The sequence below is a fragment of the Nocardia sp. NPDC127606 genome (assembly GCF_042671725.1).
Classification (GTDB): domain Bacteria; phylum Actinomycetota; class Actinomycetes; order Mycobacteriales; family Mycobacteriaceae; genus Nocardia.
Map to the genome: position 1 here is coordinate 329,384 of NZ_JBHXWQ010000007.1, position 15,772 is coordinate 345,155.

Genomic DNA, 15,772 nt, shown 5'->3' on the forward strand with positions numbered 1-15,772 from the left:
CCTCCAAACGGAGGGGATCTGTTGGCTCATGACTTCAGAGGAGCCCGCGCTGATAGGCCGCTGCGATCGCTTCTGCGCGGTTACGCACGCCGAGCCTCTGCATGGTCTCCTGCCAATATGCTTTGACTGTGGAGGGCTGCAACCCCAGCTGTTCGGCGATCTCCACATTGGTCATGCCGGTCGCCACCCGGCACAGCACGTCGTGCTGGCGCGTGGTGAGCACACCGGACTCGAAATCGCCGCCGAGCAATTCGCCGCGGACCACGGCGCGAATAAGCTCCCGCAGCTTCGGCGGTGGGGTGTCTTTGGCCGCTGTGGCTACCGCGCCCGCAGAGCGAGCTCGGCGCACATCCGCGTGTTCGGGATAGGCGGTGAACAGCACGATTCGCGTCTCCGCGACGGCGTGCGCGAGCGTGCGTACCGCAGTAGCCACATCGGTGCCTGGCAGCCGGACGTCGAGTAGCACGACACTGGGACGAAGCCGGACTATCGCCACGACGCCGCTTCCCAGGTCCTCGCAGGCGCCCACGAATCGCAGATCGGGGTCACCGTCGAGTACCAGCGCGACGCCCTGAGCCACGATCGGGTGGTCGTCGATCACGAACACTGAGATCACAGCGGGATCCGTGCGCGTACGGTGAACCCGGTGCCGTCATCCTCGGCTATGTGGGTGAGTGCGCCGCCTACTCGCGCGATCCGCTCCTCGGCACCGCCCAAGCCGATGCCCGGCACTACGGTCAGCGGCGCTGGTCCGTCGTTGAACACCGCGACGGCAATTTGCCCTGGCAACGCGGATACCGTCACGGTCACTCGCCGCGCATTCGCATGCCTTTCCACGTTGGACAACGCGACCCCAACGAACCTGGTCACCGCCTGCATCCGGGCCGAATCAAGCGGTGGCACGCTGCCGAGGAACAGCACGGTCGCGGGCAGGTTGGAGCGGCGCTCGAAGTCCGCCACGACGCTCTGTACCTCGGCCTGGACGTCGGCCGAGGCACTGGCGTGCCACTCGGAGACCATCGACCGCACCAGGGAGCTGACCTGGCCGAGTTCGTTGGCCAGCACGGTCACCTCCGCAGCCAGCTCGGACTGCTCGACGCGGCGTTGCAGCCGTTCGGTACGCGAAGCCAGGGAAAACAACAGAGCGCCGACCCCGTCATGCAGCTCCTCACTGACCCGTCGTCGCTCGGCCAGGGCCGCGGCGGCCGCATTCGCCCGCGCGGTTCTGGCCAAAGTGAGGGCGAGGCTCGCCCGGCGCGCCAGCCGCTCCACATCTGCGATCATGTTGTCACCGAAGTCGCCGGGGTCACGGCGTCCGACGGAAAGGACGCCGAGCACCTCGTCGTCCACGCTCAGTGGGGCGGCGATCATCCTGCGGATACGTTCCGCCTCGATTATCGAGTCGAACTCGTGTGTGATCGACGCGGCCGCCACGTACTCCTCCACCCAGTGCACCCGCACCTGCTCGAACACGCGACCGGTAAGCCCTTGCCCGACGCCGACATCGAGGCCACCCAACGTGTCGGTGAGGTGGCCGAGAACGTGCTCGATGACGACGCCACCGTCGGGCTCGGACAAAGCCACCCAGGCCACCACGCTGCCGCGTGACTCCGCGGCCAGCGCTTCCTGCAAGGTGGAGGTGAGCGTGGAGCGTGGGTCGAAGATCGTCCGCACGTCCAGCAGGGTTCCGAGAAGCGGGTCGCTCGGTGCGCTGTCCTGCATCATTGTCACTCCTGGGTCCAGACCGCCTCGGTTCGGCCACTTCTCGAGGCTGTCGATCGGTCGCGCAGGAGGCAGGTCAGGTCCACTTTCGTCACGGGACTGATGCCTTAGAGCATAAGCCCGTGTGTTCGAACGTGGTCAGGACGCTGGCGAAATCGGTGCATCGGCAGCCAGGCGAGGTACGGTCTGGCCTTCAGATTGCACTCGTGCAATGCGCCGATTTCGCCTCCCCAGGCGGCACAAATTCTGTCTGTATACCGCAGGTGCATGCAGTATCGACCTTTGCAAGATCGTCAACAGCCGCAACATCGTGCCGCTGGCTCGAGCGCCGATCCACCGTGATCAGTGGCTCTCGTGTCGCGATCTCGGCTTCTTGCTCCCCGACCGGCTCGGTGCCACCGCGCCGACCAATCGGCTCGCCTGAAACTCGACATCAGCCCGGCGTACCGGCGCCACCATGCATTGGAACGACTTACGTACTCTGGTCGCGCCTGATCCACGCCTCCCAGACCCGGCTCTTGTCGTTTGTGACTACGTCGGAGTCCGAACGTACGGGCGGGAAACTGGTCATTCGGGGTTGTGAAGCAACCCATTCAGCAGCAGAGTGGCTAGTTCGTTGAAGGCGTCCGCGGCAGAGAGGCCGGTGCGCTCGAGTAAGACACCGGACTGGACTCCCTCGATGGCAAGCGCGACGAGTTGGGAGGCGAAGGTGCCGTCGGTGGCGCGGAAACGGCCCGATGCGATGCCGTCGTCAATCATTTCACGGACGCGCTGGGCTGCGCGTGCGGTATTGCGTGCATAGATCTCGGCGGTGGGAGTGAAGGACACCATGTCCTCGTAGAAGTCCTTGGAGTTGCGCCGCATCGCGTTGGCCACGCCACCGAGGTACGTGAGGATCATGGTCTTCGGATCGGTCTCGGTGGCGACTGTGGCCTCGATCTCGTCGGCGGATTCCCCGAAGAACTGTTTGGTGGCCAGCACGACCAGCTGCTCCTTGGTCGGGGCAAGGCCGTAGAGCGTGGCCTTGGAGCAATGCAAACGCTCAGTGAGCTCGCTCATCGTGAGAGAAGTGAAGCCCTCGTTCAGAAAGATCTGCTGCACCTGGCGCAGCAGATCGTCGCGACGCGCCACATCTACCCGCCTCTTGCGGGGGGTGTTGACGGTGGCAAGGCGAGTCGAGGCGGTACGAGGCGGCATGAGGTTGAGTGTTGCACATCGGTATCAGGTAGCCGCGAGCCCAGACTTCTCCGAGACCAAAATATGGGGTACTCTTCTCGGTACCAAGACATTCATTAAAGTACCCACATTGGAGTGGTGATGAGCTCTGAACCTGTAACTCGTGTCAGCGAGATTCTCGAGCAATTCGGGCGGCCATCGGCCGATGTGGCCTGGCTGCTGTGTGACCGCCATCCGGCCTCGCGACGGGCCGTGACGATAGTCGACGAAGACTTGTCTTTCACTCACTACACCTACGGTGAGCTCGGCGAGGCGTCTCGTCGGGCGGCCGCCGTGCTAGCCGAGTCCGGGGTGCGGCGCGGCGACCGCGTCGCGACGGTGATGGGCAAGAGTGTCGATCTCGTCGCCGTGGTGCTGGGTATCTGGCGGCTGGGTGCGGTGTACGTGCCCCTGTTCACCGCATTCGCCGAGGACGCGATCGGGTCCCGGCTGGCCGATGCCGGTGCAGTTGTCGTCGTCGCTGACGAAGATCAGCAGACGAAGGTACCTCCTGGCGCGTGGACGCTCATCGTCGCGGGCACGGATTCGCCCGAGGGTTTGGGCTCCCGTCTCGCCAAAGTTTCGTGGCGCGCTATCGGTTCGGCGCCTGTGGGTGGTGACGGGGCGCTGGTACACATGTTCACCTCCGGCACCACCGGTAAACCAAAGGGGGTGGTGCATCCGGTGCGCTATGCCGCTGGTTGGCAGAGCTACCTGGAATTCGGTCTGGGTGTGGGACCGGACAGCGTGTTCTGGTGTGGCGCCGACCCAGGGTGGGCCTACGGGCTCTACACCGCGCTGGTGGCACCGCTGTCGGCTGGAGTGCCGACGACCCTGCTACGCGGTGGTTTTTCTGCTGCGGCGACGTGGACGGTTATGAAGAGCCTCGCGATCACCGACTACACCGCTGCCCCTACGGTGTATCGAGGCCTTCGCGCCTCAGGTATGGAAGTACCCGAGGGGCTGGCTCTGCGCGCATTGTCGAGTGCGGGAGAACCCTTGACTCCAGAGGTCAATGATTGGACGCGTGAAGTACTCGGGCTGGACGTGCACGACCACTACGGTCAGACCGAGCTCGGCATGCCGGTGGGATTCCCGCACCATCCGAGCCTGCGCCGCCCTGTTGTGGCAGGAGCGATGGGGACCGCGCTGCCAGGTTGGCAGATCACGGTCTTGGGTGAGGACCACGATGAGCCCGTCGACGATGGGACAACCGGACGCCTCGCGATTGTGGTTGCGGACAGTCCGTTGATGACCTTCCGTGGCTATGTGGGTGGTCGCGGCACCGACCGTTTCCGCGCCGACGGGGCCTACTTCTTGACCGGCGATATTGCCTCGATCGACACCACCGGTCTCGTCCGCTTTTCCTCCCGCGACGACGATGTCATCATTATGGCCGGGTATCGGATCGGCCCCTTCGACATCGAATCGACCCTTCTGCAACACCCAGCAGTGGACGAAGCTGCCGTCGTCGCAGCCCCTGACGAGGTGCGCGGCGAGGTTGTCGAGGCGTTCGTGGTCGCCGCACCCGGCACCGAAGTCGGCGATGAACTGATCGAGCAGCTCCAGCAATGGGTCAAGAACAACTACGCCGCGCACGCTTACCCGCGGCGTATCCACTTCGTCGACACCCTTCCCAAAACCCCCAGCGGCAAAATCCAACGCGCGCAGCTGCGCCAGCGCCGCCGCGACGAATCCGGCCCGAGCGCGGGTGCTCTATGACCGAGCCTGCCACGATATTGGTCACCGGTACCGGGCCGATCCGCACCCTGACCCTCAACCGCCCGCACCGCCGCAACGCCTTGAACCCAGATCTGATCGACGCGCTCGACGCCGCGCTGACCGAGGCCGAGGACGACCCCAACACTCGCTGTCTGATCCTCGCCGGCGCCGGCAAGAGCTTCTGCGCAGGTGGGGATCTGCAGTACTTCCTGGATACGGCCGACCGCCCTGGCGGGCCGACGCAGTTCCTGCGCCGCGTCTCTGCCGTGGTCACTCGGCTCGAGACCAGCCGACTGCCAGTGGTTGCCGCCCTGCACGGCCACGCCGTCGCCGGCGGGCTCGAACTCGCTCTCGCTTGCGATGTGGTTGTCGCCGCCGACAGCACGTTGATCGGCGACGGGCACGTCCGCAACAACTTGCTCCCAGCCGCGGGTTCGAGCGTTCGGCTGACTCGGAAAGTCGGCGATTCCATGGCGCGATGGCTGGCCCTGACCGGAAAGCTGGTCGAAGCAGAGCGGCTGGCTACCACCGGCTGGCTACACGCGGTGGTTTCTCCTGAACATGTCTCGACCGCCGCGCGCAGCGTCGCCGAGGAACTGGTCGAGGCAGCCGGCCCCGCACAGCAAGCGTTCAAGGCCCTGCTCCACGATCTCACCACCATGGATGAGAGGCAGGGCTTGGCGCACGAACTCGTTGCCTTCGAAAAGCACTGGAACACCACCGATGTCCCCGCCACGCTGACCGCGTTTCTGCATCGCCGATCCTCGTGAGTGGTCTACCGGTCAAGCGCACACCCGACAGGAAAACAATGAACCGATACACCGATCAAGTAGTCCTCGTGACCGGCGGCGCCCAAGGACTCGGCGCGGCCATGGCCCAGCGATTCGCCGCCGAAGGCGCGATCGTGGCCATCGCGGACGTCAACGAAGCGGCCGCCGGCGATCTAGCCCGTCGGCTCGAAGAGAAGTACGGCCGCAGTTGCCTGAGCCACGCGGTCGACGTCACGTCCTCAGCCGACGTCACCGCCTGGGCCGACTCGGTCGCTGAGTCCCGCGGCCGCATCGACGTTCTGGTCAACAACGCAGGCATTATCCGCGACAACCGGATCGAAGATATCGATGATCGTGACTGGCACGCGGTCCTTGACGCCTCGCTGTCGGGCGCCTTCTTCTGTACTCGAGCGGTACTGCCACACATGCGTGAGCGCAAATACGGCCGAATCGTGTCGTTTTCCTCGATGAGCTGGCGCGGCAACTTCGGCCAGGCGAATTACGTCGCAGCCAAAGCTGGCATCGTGGGTCTCACCCGCACGATTGCCCTCGAAACCGCTCGCCAGGGGATTACCGCCAATGCTATCGCGCCGGGACTCATCGAAACCCCGATGCTCGCCTCGATGAACGCAGCCGCCCGCGACAAGCTCATCGCCAAGGTGCCCCAGCGGCGTACCGGGCAGCCCGACGATATCGCCGAGGCCGCTGCCTATTTGTGTTCGCCCGCCGCTGGTTACGTCAGCGGTGTTGTTCTCGACGTCGATGGCGGTCTAGGGATCGGATCTTCCATCCGCTAGCCCATTCGCTCCGCGCTGAATGGCGCGTCCACCGATCCAGAAACTGGAAAGTTCTGTTCAGATAACTCGAGAGGTATCAACTATGCGCACCTCGGTCATTGTCGCCGGTGCTCGCACTCCCATCGGGCGGCTACTCGGGTCCCTCCGCGGGGTCTCCGCAGTGCAATTGGGGAGCGTGGCAATCGGCGCCGCGCTGGACAAGGCCGGTGTGGAAGCACAGGCGGTCGACTACGTGATCATGGGGCAGGTGCTGACCGCCGGTTGCGGGCAGATCCCGGCGCGGCAGGCCGCGGTCGGGGCCGGGATTCCCATGAGCACGCCGGCATTGAACGTCAACAAGGTGTGTCTGTCGGGGATCGAATCGATCATCCTGGCGGACCAGTTCATTCGGTCAGGGGCGTGCGAGGTAGTCGTCGCCGGGGGCATGGAGTCGATGAGCCAAGCGCCACACCTGCTTCCCGGTTCACGCGTTGGCCACAAATATGGAAATGTGACGTTGATCGACCATATGGGCTACGACGGACTCCACGATGCGTTCACTGATCAGCCGATGGGGTTGCTGACCGAGGTCGGCACCGACGTGATCGGTGATATTTCGCGCGCCGACCAGGACGAGTTCGCGCTGCGTTCGCATCGTTTGGCGGCAACGGCCTGGAGCAATGGAATCTTTGACGACGAAGTCGCGCCGGTCGAGGTCGCAGGTCCCGCGAAGGGGGAGCGGATCCGGTTCGGCGTCGACGAAGGGATCCGGTCCGATGCGTCTGTGGAGGTGCTGGGTCGTCTGCCCGGGGCATTCCGCGCCGGTGGTTCCGTCACTGCGGGTAATGCTTCCGCGATCAATGACGGGGCGTGTGCACTCGTGGTGATGAGCAAGCAGCGGGCCGAGGCCGAGGGCTTGTCGTGGATCGCGGAGATCGGTGAGCACGGGATGGTGGCGGGCCCTGATTCAGGGTTGCACCACCAGCCGTCACGGGCGATTCTCGCGGCCTGCTCCAGGGCAGGGATCGCTGCCACCGACTTAGATCTGGTGGAGATCAACGAGGCCTTCGCCGCAGTGGGTATCGCTTCGACCCGTGATCTGGGGGTTGATCCTGAGCGGGTGAATGTGAATGGGGGCGCGATTGCTCTGGGACACCCCATCGGTATGTCCGGTGCGCGGATCACGCTGCACCTGGCGCTCGAATTGCGCCGCCGTGGCGGGGGAGTTGGTGTGGCGGCCTTATGCGGCGGAGGCGGACAGGGTGATGCCCTGATCCTGCGAGTGCCGAAGTGAACACCTGAACTATTGCCGAGTTCGGGATCCGGTCCGAAGGCTGATGACGGTTATCCCAGCACCCTGAGGTCTCGCGCCGCAGCCCGGTGGATTCCGGCGCAGGACTCATGGTGTCCCACCGACGCTCGATTGAGGATTTGTCTGGAACGATGCTGAGTATGCCCGAGCGCAGGTTTGGGCCTGCGGCGCCGCAGTGCGCTGTAGCGAATCGAGTGTGTCCCGCTCGGCGGCGGCCACGCCACTGAGTTCGAGAGGCGGCGAACAAGGGGCATTCCGCGCAGCGCAGGCGTCGGTGGGTCCGCTCGATCGTTCCCAAGTGCCGTGTTAGTCAGTTCTCGGCAAGATTGCGGACGCAGCGTTCGAATACGTCGCGCAAGCTGGCAACTGCCTTCCTGTCGAGCCCGTCGAGCATCTTCTTCTCGACGGTGTCGGCTGCTTGTTCGCACTTGATGAGCGCGTCGCGGCCAGCGTCGGTCAGATAGTTACACAGAATGCGTTGATTGTCTGCCTGCGGCTGACGCACCACGTAGCCGGATCGCACGAACCCGGCCACCATGACCTGCATCGACTGAGCAGTGACGAAGGCCCGGCGGGCGAGTTGCGCCGAGGACAGCCCCGGGTGCAGGCCCAAAATGCTGAGCGCGGCGTATTGAGGTGTCGTGAGCCCATAGTTGCGTAGTCCGTCGTCGAGATCGCGACGAACCGCGGACTCCAGGCGTTTCACCAAGTAGGTCACGCGCGGGCCCGTGCCGGGCTGGGCGCCGATCACATAGTCGTCGGAGGTTCCGTTCACGCCCATCAGGTTATCAGAGTTGCTGATAACCACCCGGGATGTTCCTTCGTGCCGAAGCTACCTTCGATGTGCGGGTGCGGCAGGGGTGCAGTGTCGAGTGAGCCCGTGGCCCGCGGTCGATGTCGCGGTAATACCAGTGCTCGGCCTGACGCGGTGGAACCTAGTCGATGAAAGTTGCCAGCTCGGGGCAGGTGCTGTGCCCCAACGCCGACCGCTGTCGGGTCGTGATGCCAGTGTCAGTCGAAAGAAGGCTACGTGGGGCCGCTCCACTGCCCTAGCTCGGCCTCGGGGCCGGAGCAATCTCAAGCCAACCTCTGTGAAATCGGGCAGCTCCGTTCCGATTGACGCATATAAGAGATGCTGATAACGTATCAGGGTATCTTAGATCCTGAGGCCTGGAGGAAGTCTGAACTAAGGGCTCGCCGAACCCATACTGGCTCACTGCATTCCGGCGCTCCGATAGCTCACCTTGCCCTGCTCGGGTCGTCAATGCCGGCGCCCCTTGTTGGGCGCCGATTCGCAGTGGGAATCGGCGGGCGGATCAATTCAAACGCGAAACCGTGTGCGGTATCCGATCTCTCGTCAAAATCAATAATACTCAATTCGTAGAGTAGAAATGTTCGCAATGGCAATGATCTCCGTAATATCTGCGTCACGCAGATATTACGGGGGTCGATTATTAGGGAGATGCAGTGAGGCACCGTTCCGGCATACGAGCGAGATGGTGGAGTAGGGGGCGCGCTCTATCGCGTATCCGGTCGGTTCAGCTTCGTGTGCTGGCGATTGCGCTGATACCCGGGCTCGTACTTCTGCTCGGTGGAGCGATATTTTTGAGCCTGCGACTAGATGAGAGCCTGACTGCACGGCAGTGGTCGCAACGTTTGATCGAGGAAGTCGACCTCCCCTTCGCCTTCGTTGACGCGGTGCAGACAGAGCGGACATACAGTCTTCGGGCGCTCAACAACGATGTCCGGGCCTCCGCCGACCTGGGCGGGCGGCGTAGCGACACCGATACGGCGCTGCAAGCTGTAAGCGTTGCGCTCGCACGGCTCGGGGAGGTAGATACCTCGGCGGTTGAAGGGTCGCAGACTTTGCTCGGGTCGTTGGTCGCCAATATTTCGACGATCCGGAATGCGGTCGATTCTGGCGAAGTAGGCGCCGCTGAGGTCGACAACTTCTATTCTCAGCTCGCCGAGACTATCGCGATTGGTGTGGAAACCTCAGCCCGAATCTCTCCGAATGCCGAGACTTCCGCCGATAGGATGGTACTTGCCGAATTGATCCGCTTGACCGATCTGCATTCTCGCAGCGTTGGCGGTACTTGGGCGGCACTGGCAAATAGAGATGTTCTACCTCCTTCGGACCGGCGAATGCACACACGGCTTAACGGTGCATTTCATCATCGCTACGACGTCCTCATCGAGAAACTCCCGAGTCATATCAGGTCGCGTTGCGACAAACTCGTTGCCAGCGTCGAATGGCATTCGATGGTAGAAGCCGAGAATGCGCTGGAACTGACGGGAATGCTTCCATTAGCGCTGGATGAATGGTTGCGGATCAACGAGGCGGTCAGTGGGCAGCTTCAAGAAATATGGGCTGACTATACAAAATATTCCGAGCGAGCCGCGACTGATTCAGCTGATGCTGCAATTGACCGCGATATCGCTATAGGTGTTGCGGCACTAGCGATCGCCGCGGTGACATTTACAGTCGCTGTTCTGTTGGCGGGGTCGCTGATACGGCGACTTCGTTCTCTCCGAGACAAGATGCTCGAGTCGGCGGAACTCACGTTGCCTGCGATAGTGCAGCGTCTGAACGATGGTCAACCGGTGGACGTCGAGGCAGAGTTGACCCTAGTCGATAGTGGCACGGATGAGATCGGCCAGGTCGCGACGGCACTGAATACCGCGCAGCGCACCGCGATCATGGCTGCAGCTGCGGAGGCGCGTACACGAAGTGGTATCAACCGCGTGTTCTTGGATATCGCGCATCGAAGCCAAACCGTCGTCCATCAGCAGCTCGCGGTTCTCGATATCGCCCAGGCGAAGCAGAATGATCCAGACCACCTCGAGTTGCTGTTCCAACTCGACCACCTGGCCACCCGTGCTCGGCGCAACGCGGAGAATCTCTTGCTGTTGGGAGGCGGTCAGCCTGGGCGGCGATGGCGCAATCCGGTGCGCCTGCAGGAGATCGTACGGGGCGCGATCTCCGAGACCAGAGACTTCACCAGGGTAAATGCGGTTCGATTGCCAGAGGTCGATGTGACAGGCGCGGTTGTGGCCGACCTCATCCACCTACTGGCTGAGCTCATCGACAACGCCACCGCGTTCTCTCCACCGGACTCGCCGGTTTCGGTACGCGCGAACCTGGTCGGTAAAGGCGTTGTTGTCGAGGTCGAAGACCAAGGTCTCGGAATCCGGTTCGGTGAGCGCGAGCGTCTGAACGAGATTCTGCATCAGCCCTCCGACTTCCAGGAGATGGCTTTGGCGGGGCATCGGCATCTCGGACTGTTCGTCATCGGACAGCTAGCCCAGCGCCACGGCATTTCGGTGAGCCTGCTGGAATCGGCCTACGGTGGGATCAAGGCCGTCGCACTCGTTCCTGAGAACCTGCTCGTATCGGCCGCAGGGCATGGCGGGAATGCTGCCGCCGGAACCCACACAGACTCCGCCCGCGACCGCCGCCCGGCCTTCGCGCCGGAAACGGCAAGTGATCGTGTACCGCGGATGCCCAATACCGCGAACAGGGCTAAGGAGTCACTGCCTAGCGGCCAGAGCGGCACCCTCGACATGGTGGTCGCCGCGGCCGACCCGGCTGAGGCGAGCGGAGCGGGTTTCCGTCGGCCGATGAGGGAATTGGCACCACCAGCCAATGGTGGACGGGCGAAAGCGCCACTCCCGAAACGGCAGCGCTCGACGCATCTGGTGCCGCAACTGCGGATCACTGCCGAGGACACCGGCCGCGACACCTCCTTGCTCGATGAACCGCGCCGACGTGACGCCGAACAAGCACGGAATTCGATGACTGCGTTCCAAAAGGGAACACGCGACGGTCGTGACTCGGATCGCAATGTAAGAAGAAACGGATGGTCGTGAAATGAACGAAGACGCAGGAACCGGCGTGACCGCGCGCGGGCTCGATTGGTTGATCAACGACCTCCTCGGCAGGTTGCCCGGGTCGGAGAACGCTGTCGTGTTATCGGCGGATGGGCTGGTGATAGCCCGATCAAGGGATATGTCGCGCGAGCACAGCGAGCACCTCGCGGCGATGGCATCGGCTCTCGGAAGCCTGGCCCGAGGAGTCGGTGATCAGTTCGGTAAAGGACGCGTGCAACAGACTGTTGTGGAGCTCGAATTCGGCTATCTGGTCGTTACCGAGGCCGGCACGGGAGCATGTCTGGCGTTGTTGGCCTCCGAGCGTGCCGATCTGGGTCTGGTCGCGTACGAGATGAACGTGATCGTCAGCAAGGTGGGCGACGCGCTATCGGCCGCTCCCCGTGTGGTCGTGAGCGATTCACTGATCCGGTGATACTTCATGTCACAGGATGATTCATGGATCGATGATGAGCCGGGTCCGTTGGTCCGGCCCTTCGCGGTGACACGGGGTAGGGCTTCGCGTGACCTCTACGACCTCGACATCCTCACACTTGTTGTCACGGTTCGACCAGACACCGACGCGATCGCGCTTGATCCGGAATACGCCCGGATCCTGCAAATGTGCCGCGGCAGGCCTTTGACGATTGCCGAAATCGCCGCCGACCTCAAACTTTTGATGGCAGTGGTGAAAGTCCTCGTCAGTGACCTGGTCAGCTCCGGGCACGTAATCTTCAGATCCCCCACCAAATCCGTCGGCAGGCCCGACGCCCAGCTACTGCAGGCGGTACTCGATGGCGTACGCAACATCTGAAGACTTCGGCATGCCGGAGCTCGGCGAGGTCGAGGTGGTCAAACTCCTCGTCGCCGGCGGGTTCGGTGTCGGCAAGACGACCCTTGTCGGCACCATCAGTGAAATAACGCCGCTGCGGACCGAAGAACGTCTCACCGATATCGGTTATGAGGTAGACGATTTGACCGGTGTCGAAGGAAAGTCTACGACAACGGTCGCACTCGACTTCGGCAGGATCACGCTCAGCCCACGGGTGGTGCTATACCTGTTCGGAACTCCGGGGCAAGACCGGTTCTGGTTCATGTGGCGCGAACTGTCGGTCGGCGCTCTGGGCGCAGTCGTATTGGTTGACACACGTCGTATGCAGGACAGCTTCGCCGCGGTGGACTTCTTCGAATCACGCAATATCCCCTTCATCATCGGTGTCAATTGCTTCGACGGCGCCGACATCTACGACGAGGACGAAATCCGCGCCGCACTCGATATCGGGGCACACATCCCGATACAACTGTGCGACGTCCGACACCGCGAGTCGGTCAAACTCCTACTCGTCCGACTCGTCGAGCACCTTATGCTTCAGGCCGCCTCCGAGATCACCAGTCACTGGTAGAACAAAGCCGGCACTCCAGGTGTCATCCAACGGCTGATACTGCGCAACTCGGTATGAAAGGGCACCGAAGGCGCTCTGACGTCACGCAGTCGGCGGCTGCTGGATTGGGGAACGGGTGCCACCATGGTCGGGAAGTTGGTCGCAATGTCGTCGGAGTGCCGGTGGCGATGGTGCGGTCTCCCACGGTGCCGCTGCCGCGTCCCATGAGAAGGGCGCGGGTGGCTTCGCCGAGGGTGAGGTCGCCCATGCCGACGGCGATGAGTGTCTACAACCGGGTGCGGACACGGCCGATGTCGGCGGTGAATTCGATGGCCCTTGGCGACAGTCCGGGTGAGGAGATCTGGCCGTGCAATTCCGTCGTCGTCAGCCGTGCCCTGGATGGGGCGCAGGATCTCGCGGGCGGCGGGCGCAAAGCGGTTGCCGCCGCATCCGGGACAGTCGTTATCGACATCTGGCAGAAACTGCACGTTGAGGGAGATTTTGGCCGGTGCCTTCCAGCGGGGACAGCGCAACGAGCAGGTGTTGTACGCGGCGGCAAGCTGTGTTCGGTGGTGGCGCAGGCGCGCATATCGTCGAGGACACTGCTGCAGGTGGCTACAGCGGAGCGACATGATGCCGATGCGGGTGGCGTCGGCCACGCCGACGCGGCTGATGCCGGGCGCGTCGACAGCGGCGAGATGGGCGCGCAGTGGGCCCGAGTCATGCGTGTGAGCGCGGGGACCGGGTTTTTCCACGATCAATGTGATTTTGCCTGAACCGGAAACCCCGGTCACCGCGGTCACGAGCCCTTGCGGAATGTGAGCCGGTCGGCTTCGCGCAGGACCTGGACGTCGTCGACGCATACCACCGAGTTGCCGCGCCCCGCAGATCGCGCACGACCCGAGCACGCCGTGATGGATGCCGTGCCTGGACCGGTGCCGCGGGCGGGCGAGGGTTCGCGACCGCCCGCCCGGGGTCACGGTCCCAGTAGGACGACGCGAAGCGGCGATGCGGTACCACCGGCCAATTTGAGAGGGAGCGCTGCGAACAGGCCGGTGGCCGGCGCGGCGTTCAACCCCCGCAGTCCCTCGATGATGAGGATTCCGTTGGGCAGGAAGTGCTGTCCGTGGCCTGTGCCGGCCGACATCTGTCCGTCGGCGAGTGCCAAATCGCAGGCGGATGTGTCGGAGCCGACCGCGACAACCTTCGCCCCGGCGAAAAACTCGCATACTTCCTCGGAGAGTCCGGGCTGATTGCGGCCCCACCACGCAGGGTCACGCTCGTCGGACATTCCCGGCAGGTATTTGTCGTAGCCGAAGTCGACCAGCGCGATGTCCCCCTCGTCGAGGGTCAGGTGGTCGCGGTCACCAATGCGGGTGATCTGCTCGAGGGTCGCATGCGCTCCGGGTGCCAGGTCGAACTCCGAGAGGTCGTACTTCTTGTACGGGCGGAAGAACAGCACGTCCGCCGGAAGCTCGTCGATGGTCTGGCCCTGCGGGTCGAAATGGAACGGCGCGTCCACATGAGCCCCGGAATGTTCGTGCAAATCCCAACTGTTCGCGGCTGCCCCGTCGGTCGCGTGCCGACTGAGCTGTGCGACCTTCGGCGCGCGATTCAGGAAAAACATCGCGGTGTCCGGGCCGAGTATCGGAGTAACGTCGTGGATGCGCAGTCCACGGACGCGGGATCCGATCTCGGTGAGGGAGAGTTGAAGAGGTGCGGTGGGATTGGTCATCTCGGTGCTCCGGTGGGGCGATTAGGGTGAGACGCCGGTGATGGCCGACGTAGGACTTACGAGTGGTCGCTGGCGGTTGCGTGCACTGCCGGCATCTGGTTCAGAAGGTCGGTGACGTCGAAATAGCGACGCTACTCCGCGATAAAGCCTTCCTTGACTTGGCGCCTTCTCGTCGGGAGTGCGGCGATGAGCTGGTGGCGGAGCTCCCGGCCTTGACTTACTCGGCCGGGATGCCGAGTACTCGTTCGGCGTTGAGGTGAGAGATCGCCGCGACGTCGGATGCAGGCAGCGGAAGGGTGTCGAGAAACTCGGCTGCTGTCGATGTTTCCTCGTACGGGTAATCGATCGCGAACATGATCCGATCCACACCGATCGATTCGGCAGCGGCGATCAACGCGGAATGCGAGCAGACACCGCTGGTGGTAATCATGAAGTTGCGGCGCAAGTATTCCGACGGGTTGAGGTCCGGCGGGTCGGTCAGCGTGAGGTTCGCGTGGCGGCTGTCGAGCCGGGACATCTGGAACGGCAGGAACTCGCCCATATGGCCCAGAATGACGGTCGCGTCGGGAAACCTGTCGAACACTCGACCATAGATCAACCGCAAGGCGTGTCCGCCGACGGCGACCGACCATCCGAAGCTGCCCCCGGACAGGTATTCGTACCCGGACAGGACCTTCAGCGCCTGAGCAGATACGGCGTTGGGGTGGATATACAGCGGGACGCCGAGTTCCTGCAGCTTGTTCCACAGCACGTCATAGGCGCGGTCGTCGAGGTAACGACCGGATGTGTGGTCGTTCACCAAAGCACCACGCATGCCCAATTCGAGAACAGAGTGTTCGAGTTCCTTCGCTGCCGCCTCCGGATCCTGGGTGGGGAGCGCAGCCAAGCCGACGTACCGGTCGGGATGAGCGGTCACGGTTCTGGATAGAACCTCGTTGGACTGACGAGCGTCCCGGATCGCGCTTGCGGTGTCCGTGTGTGCTTGGACCCCCGGCGAAGTCAGTGACAGAACGTGGATGTCGATCCCGAATTCGTCCATCTCACGGAGGCGTTGTTCGGACAGGTCGACCAGCCGGGACTGAACATGGTCGACCCACTCGCGGTTGCGCGGGGTCAAGTGGCCGAACGGGTGGGTTTCCTCCCCGAGGTCGGGAAGCCAGAATGCTTCCTCCAGCGCGATACGACGCATGATCTTCTCCTGTTCTCAGATGAGCCGCGTACGGCAATGGCTGCGTGGCTCGAGCGGCCGAGCGACGGCTTCTTCCCGAGCT

The 15,772-nt window shown here is 63.3% G+C and carries 15 protein-coding genes; 9 read left to right on the plus strand and 6 right to left on the minus strand.

Annotated elements, in window-relative coordinates:
* Nucleotides 1-34: 34 nt before the first annotated feature.
* The 3 genes from ACFVJ5_RS27820 to ACFVJ5_RS27830 form a co-directional block, all read right to left on the minus strand.
* On the minus strand, nt 35-616 hold the full coding sequence (locus ACFVJ5_RS27820; RefSeq protein ID WP_379224469.1) for a LuxR C-terminal-related transcriptional regulator: 582 nt from the start codon (nt 614-616) through the stop codon (nt 35-37).
* On the minus strand, nt 613-1,725 hold the full coding sequence (locus ACFVJ5_RS27825) for a GAF domain-containing sensor histidine kinase (RefSeq protein ID WP_379224471.1): 1,113 nt from the start codon (nt 1,723-1,725) through the stop codon (nt 613-615). The genes ACFVJ5_RS27820 and ACFVJ5_RS27825 overlap by 4 nt, the downstream gene beginning before the upstream one ends.
* Nucleotides 1,726-2,289: 564 nt before the next feature.
* On the minus strand, nt 2,290-2,919 hold the full coding sequence (locus ACFVJ5_RS27830; protein WP_379224473.1) for a TetR/AcrR family transcriptional regulator: 630 nt from the start codon (nt 2,917-2,919) through the stop codon (nt 2,290-2,292).
* Between the two features lie 120 nt (nt 2,920-3,039).
* Here ACFVJ5_RS27830 and ACFVJ5_RS27835 point away from each other — a divergent pair, with 120 nt between their 5' ends.
* The 4 genes from ACFVJ5_RS27835 to ACFVJ5_RS27850 all read left to right on the plus strand — a co-directional run bounded on the left by ACFVJ5_RS27835 (nt 3,040) and on the right by ACFVJ5_RS27850 (nt 7,499).
* Entirely contained in the window at nt 3,040-4,659 is a 1,620-nt protein-coding gene (locus ACFVJ5_RS27835) for an AMP-binding protein (RefSeq protein WP_379224572.1), read from the plus strand.
* Entirely contained in the window at nt 4,656-5,429 is a 774-nt protein-coding gene (locus tag ACFVJ5_RS27840) for an enoyl-CoA hydratase/isomerase family protein (protein WP_379224475.1), read from the plus strand. Before ACFVJ5_RS27835 ends, ACFVJ5_RS27840 begins: the two co-directional genes overlap by 4 nt.
* Before the next feature lie 38 nt (nt 5,430-5,467).
* On the plus strand, nt 5,468-6,226 hold the full coding sequence (locus tag ACFVJ5_RS27845) for an SDR family NAD(P)-dependent oxidoreductase (protein WP_379224477.1): 759 nt from the start codon (nt 5,468-5,470) through the stop codon (nt 6,224-6,226).
* An 82-nt stretch (nt 6,227-6,308) separates the two neighbouring features.
* Nucleotides 6,309-7,499: an acetyl-CoA C-acetyltransferase gene (locus ACFVJ5_RS27850; protein WP_379224479.1), complete on the plus strand. Its 1,191-nt coding sequence runs from the start codon at nt 6,309-6,311 to the stop codon at nt 7,497-7,499.
* A 328-nt stretch (nt 7,500-7,827) separates the two neighbouring features.
* Here the strand turns inward: ACFVJ5_RS27850 and ACFVJ5_RS27855 are convergent, their stop codons facing one another.
* Nucleotides 7,828-8,325 carry a MarR family winged helix-turn-helix transcriptional regulator gene (locus tag ACFVJ5_RS27855; RefSeq protein WP_379224481.1) on the minus strand — a complete coding sequence of 166 codons (498 nt, stop codon included), beginning with the start codon at nt 8,323-8,325 and terminating at the stop codon, nt 7,828-7,830.
* 740 nt (nt 8,326-9,065) lie between these two features.
* On the opposite strand from ACFVJ5_RS27855, the gene ACFVJ5_RS27860 reads away from it, so the two are divergent.
* The 5 genes from ACFVJ5_RS27860 (at nt 9,066) to ACFVJ5_RS27880 (ending at nt 13,542) form a co-directional block, all read left to right on the plus strand.
* A complete protein-coding gene (locus ACFVJ5_RS27860) occupies nt 9,066-11,387 on the plus strand; it encodes a nitrate- and nitrite sensing domain-containing protein (RefSeq protein ID WP_379224483.1) in 2,322 nt (773 codons plus the stop codon).
* 1 nt (nt 11,388) lies between these two features.
* Complete coding sequence (locus ACFVJ5_RS27865; RefSeq protein WP_379224485.1) at nt 11,389-11,820, plus strand: roadblock/LC7 domain-containing protein; 432 nt, start codon at nt 11,389-11,391, stop codon at nt 11,818-11,820.
* A gap of 6 nt (nt 11,821-11,826) precedes the next feature.
* Nucleotides 11,827-12,198 (plus strand): DUF742 domain-containing protein, encoded by a 372-nt coding sequence (locus ACFVJ5_RS27870; RefSeq protein WP_379224487.1) that lies wholly within the window; start codon nt 11,827-11,829, stop codon nt 12,196-12,198.
* Nucleotides 12,179-12,787, plus strand: coding sequence for an ATP/GTP-binding protein (locus ACFVJ5_RS27875; RefSeq protein ID WP_379224489.1), 609 nt, complete (start codon nt 12,179-12,181; stop codon nt 12,785-12,787). The genes ACFVJ5_RS27870 and ACFVJ5_RS27875 overlap by 20 nt, the downstream gene beginning before the upstream one ends.
* Before the next feature lie 257 nt (nt 12,788-13,044).
* On the plus strand, nt 13,045-13,542 hold the full coding sequence (locus tag ACFVJ5_RS27880) for a hypothetical protein (protein WP_379224491.1): 498 nt from the start codon (nt 13,045-13,047) through the stop codon (nt 13,540-13,542).
* A 200-nt stretch (nt 13,543-13,742) separates the two neighbouring features.
* Here the strand turns inward: ACFVJ5_RS27880 and ACFVJ5_RS27885 are convergent, their stop codons facing one another.
* On the minus strand, nt 13,743-14,501 hold the full coding sequence (locus ACFVJ5_RS27885; RefSeq protein ID WP_379224493.1) for a cyclase family protein: 759 nt from the start codon (nt 14,499-14,501) through the stop codon (nt 13,743-13,745).
* A 217-nt stretch (nt 14,502-14,718) separates the two neighbouring features.
* Complete coding sequence (locus ACFVJ5_RS27890) at nt 14,719-15,690, minus strand: amidohydrolase family protein (RefSeq protein WP_379224495.1); 972 nt, start codon at nt 15,688-15,690, stop codon at nt 14,719-14,721.
* Nucleotides 15,691-15,772: the final 82 nt, after the last annotated feature.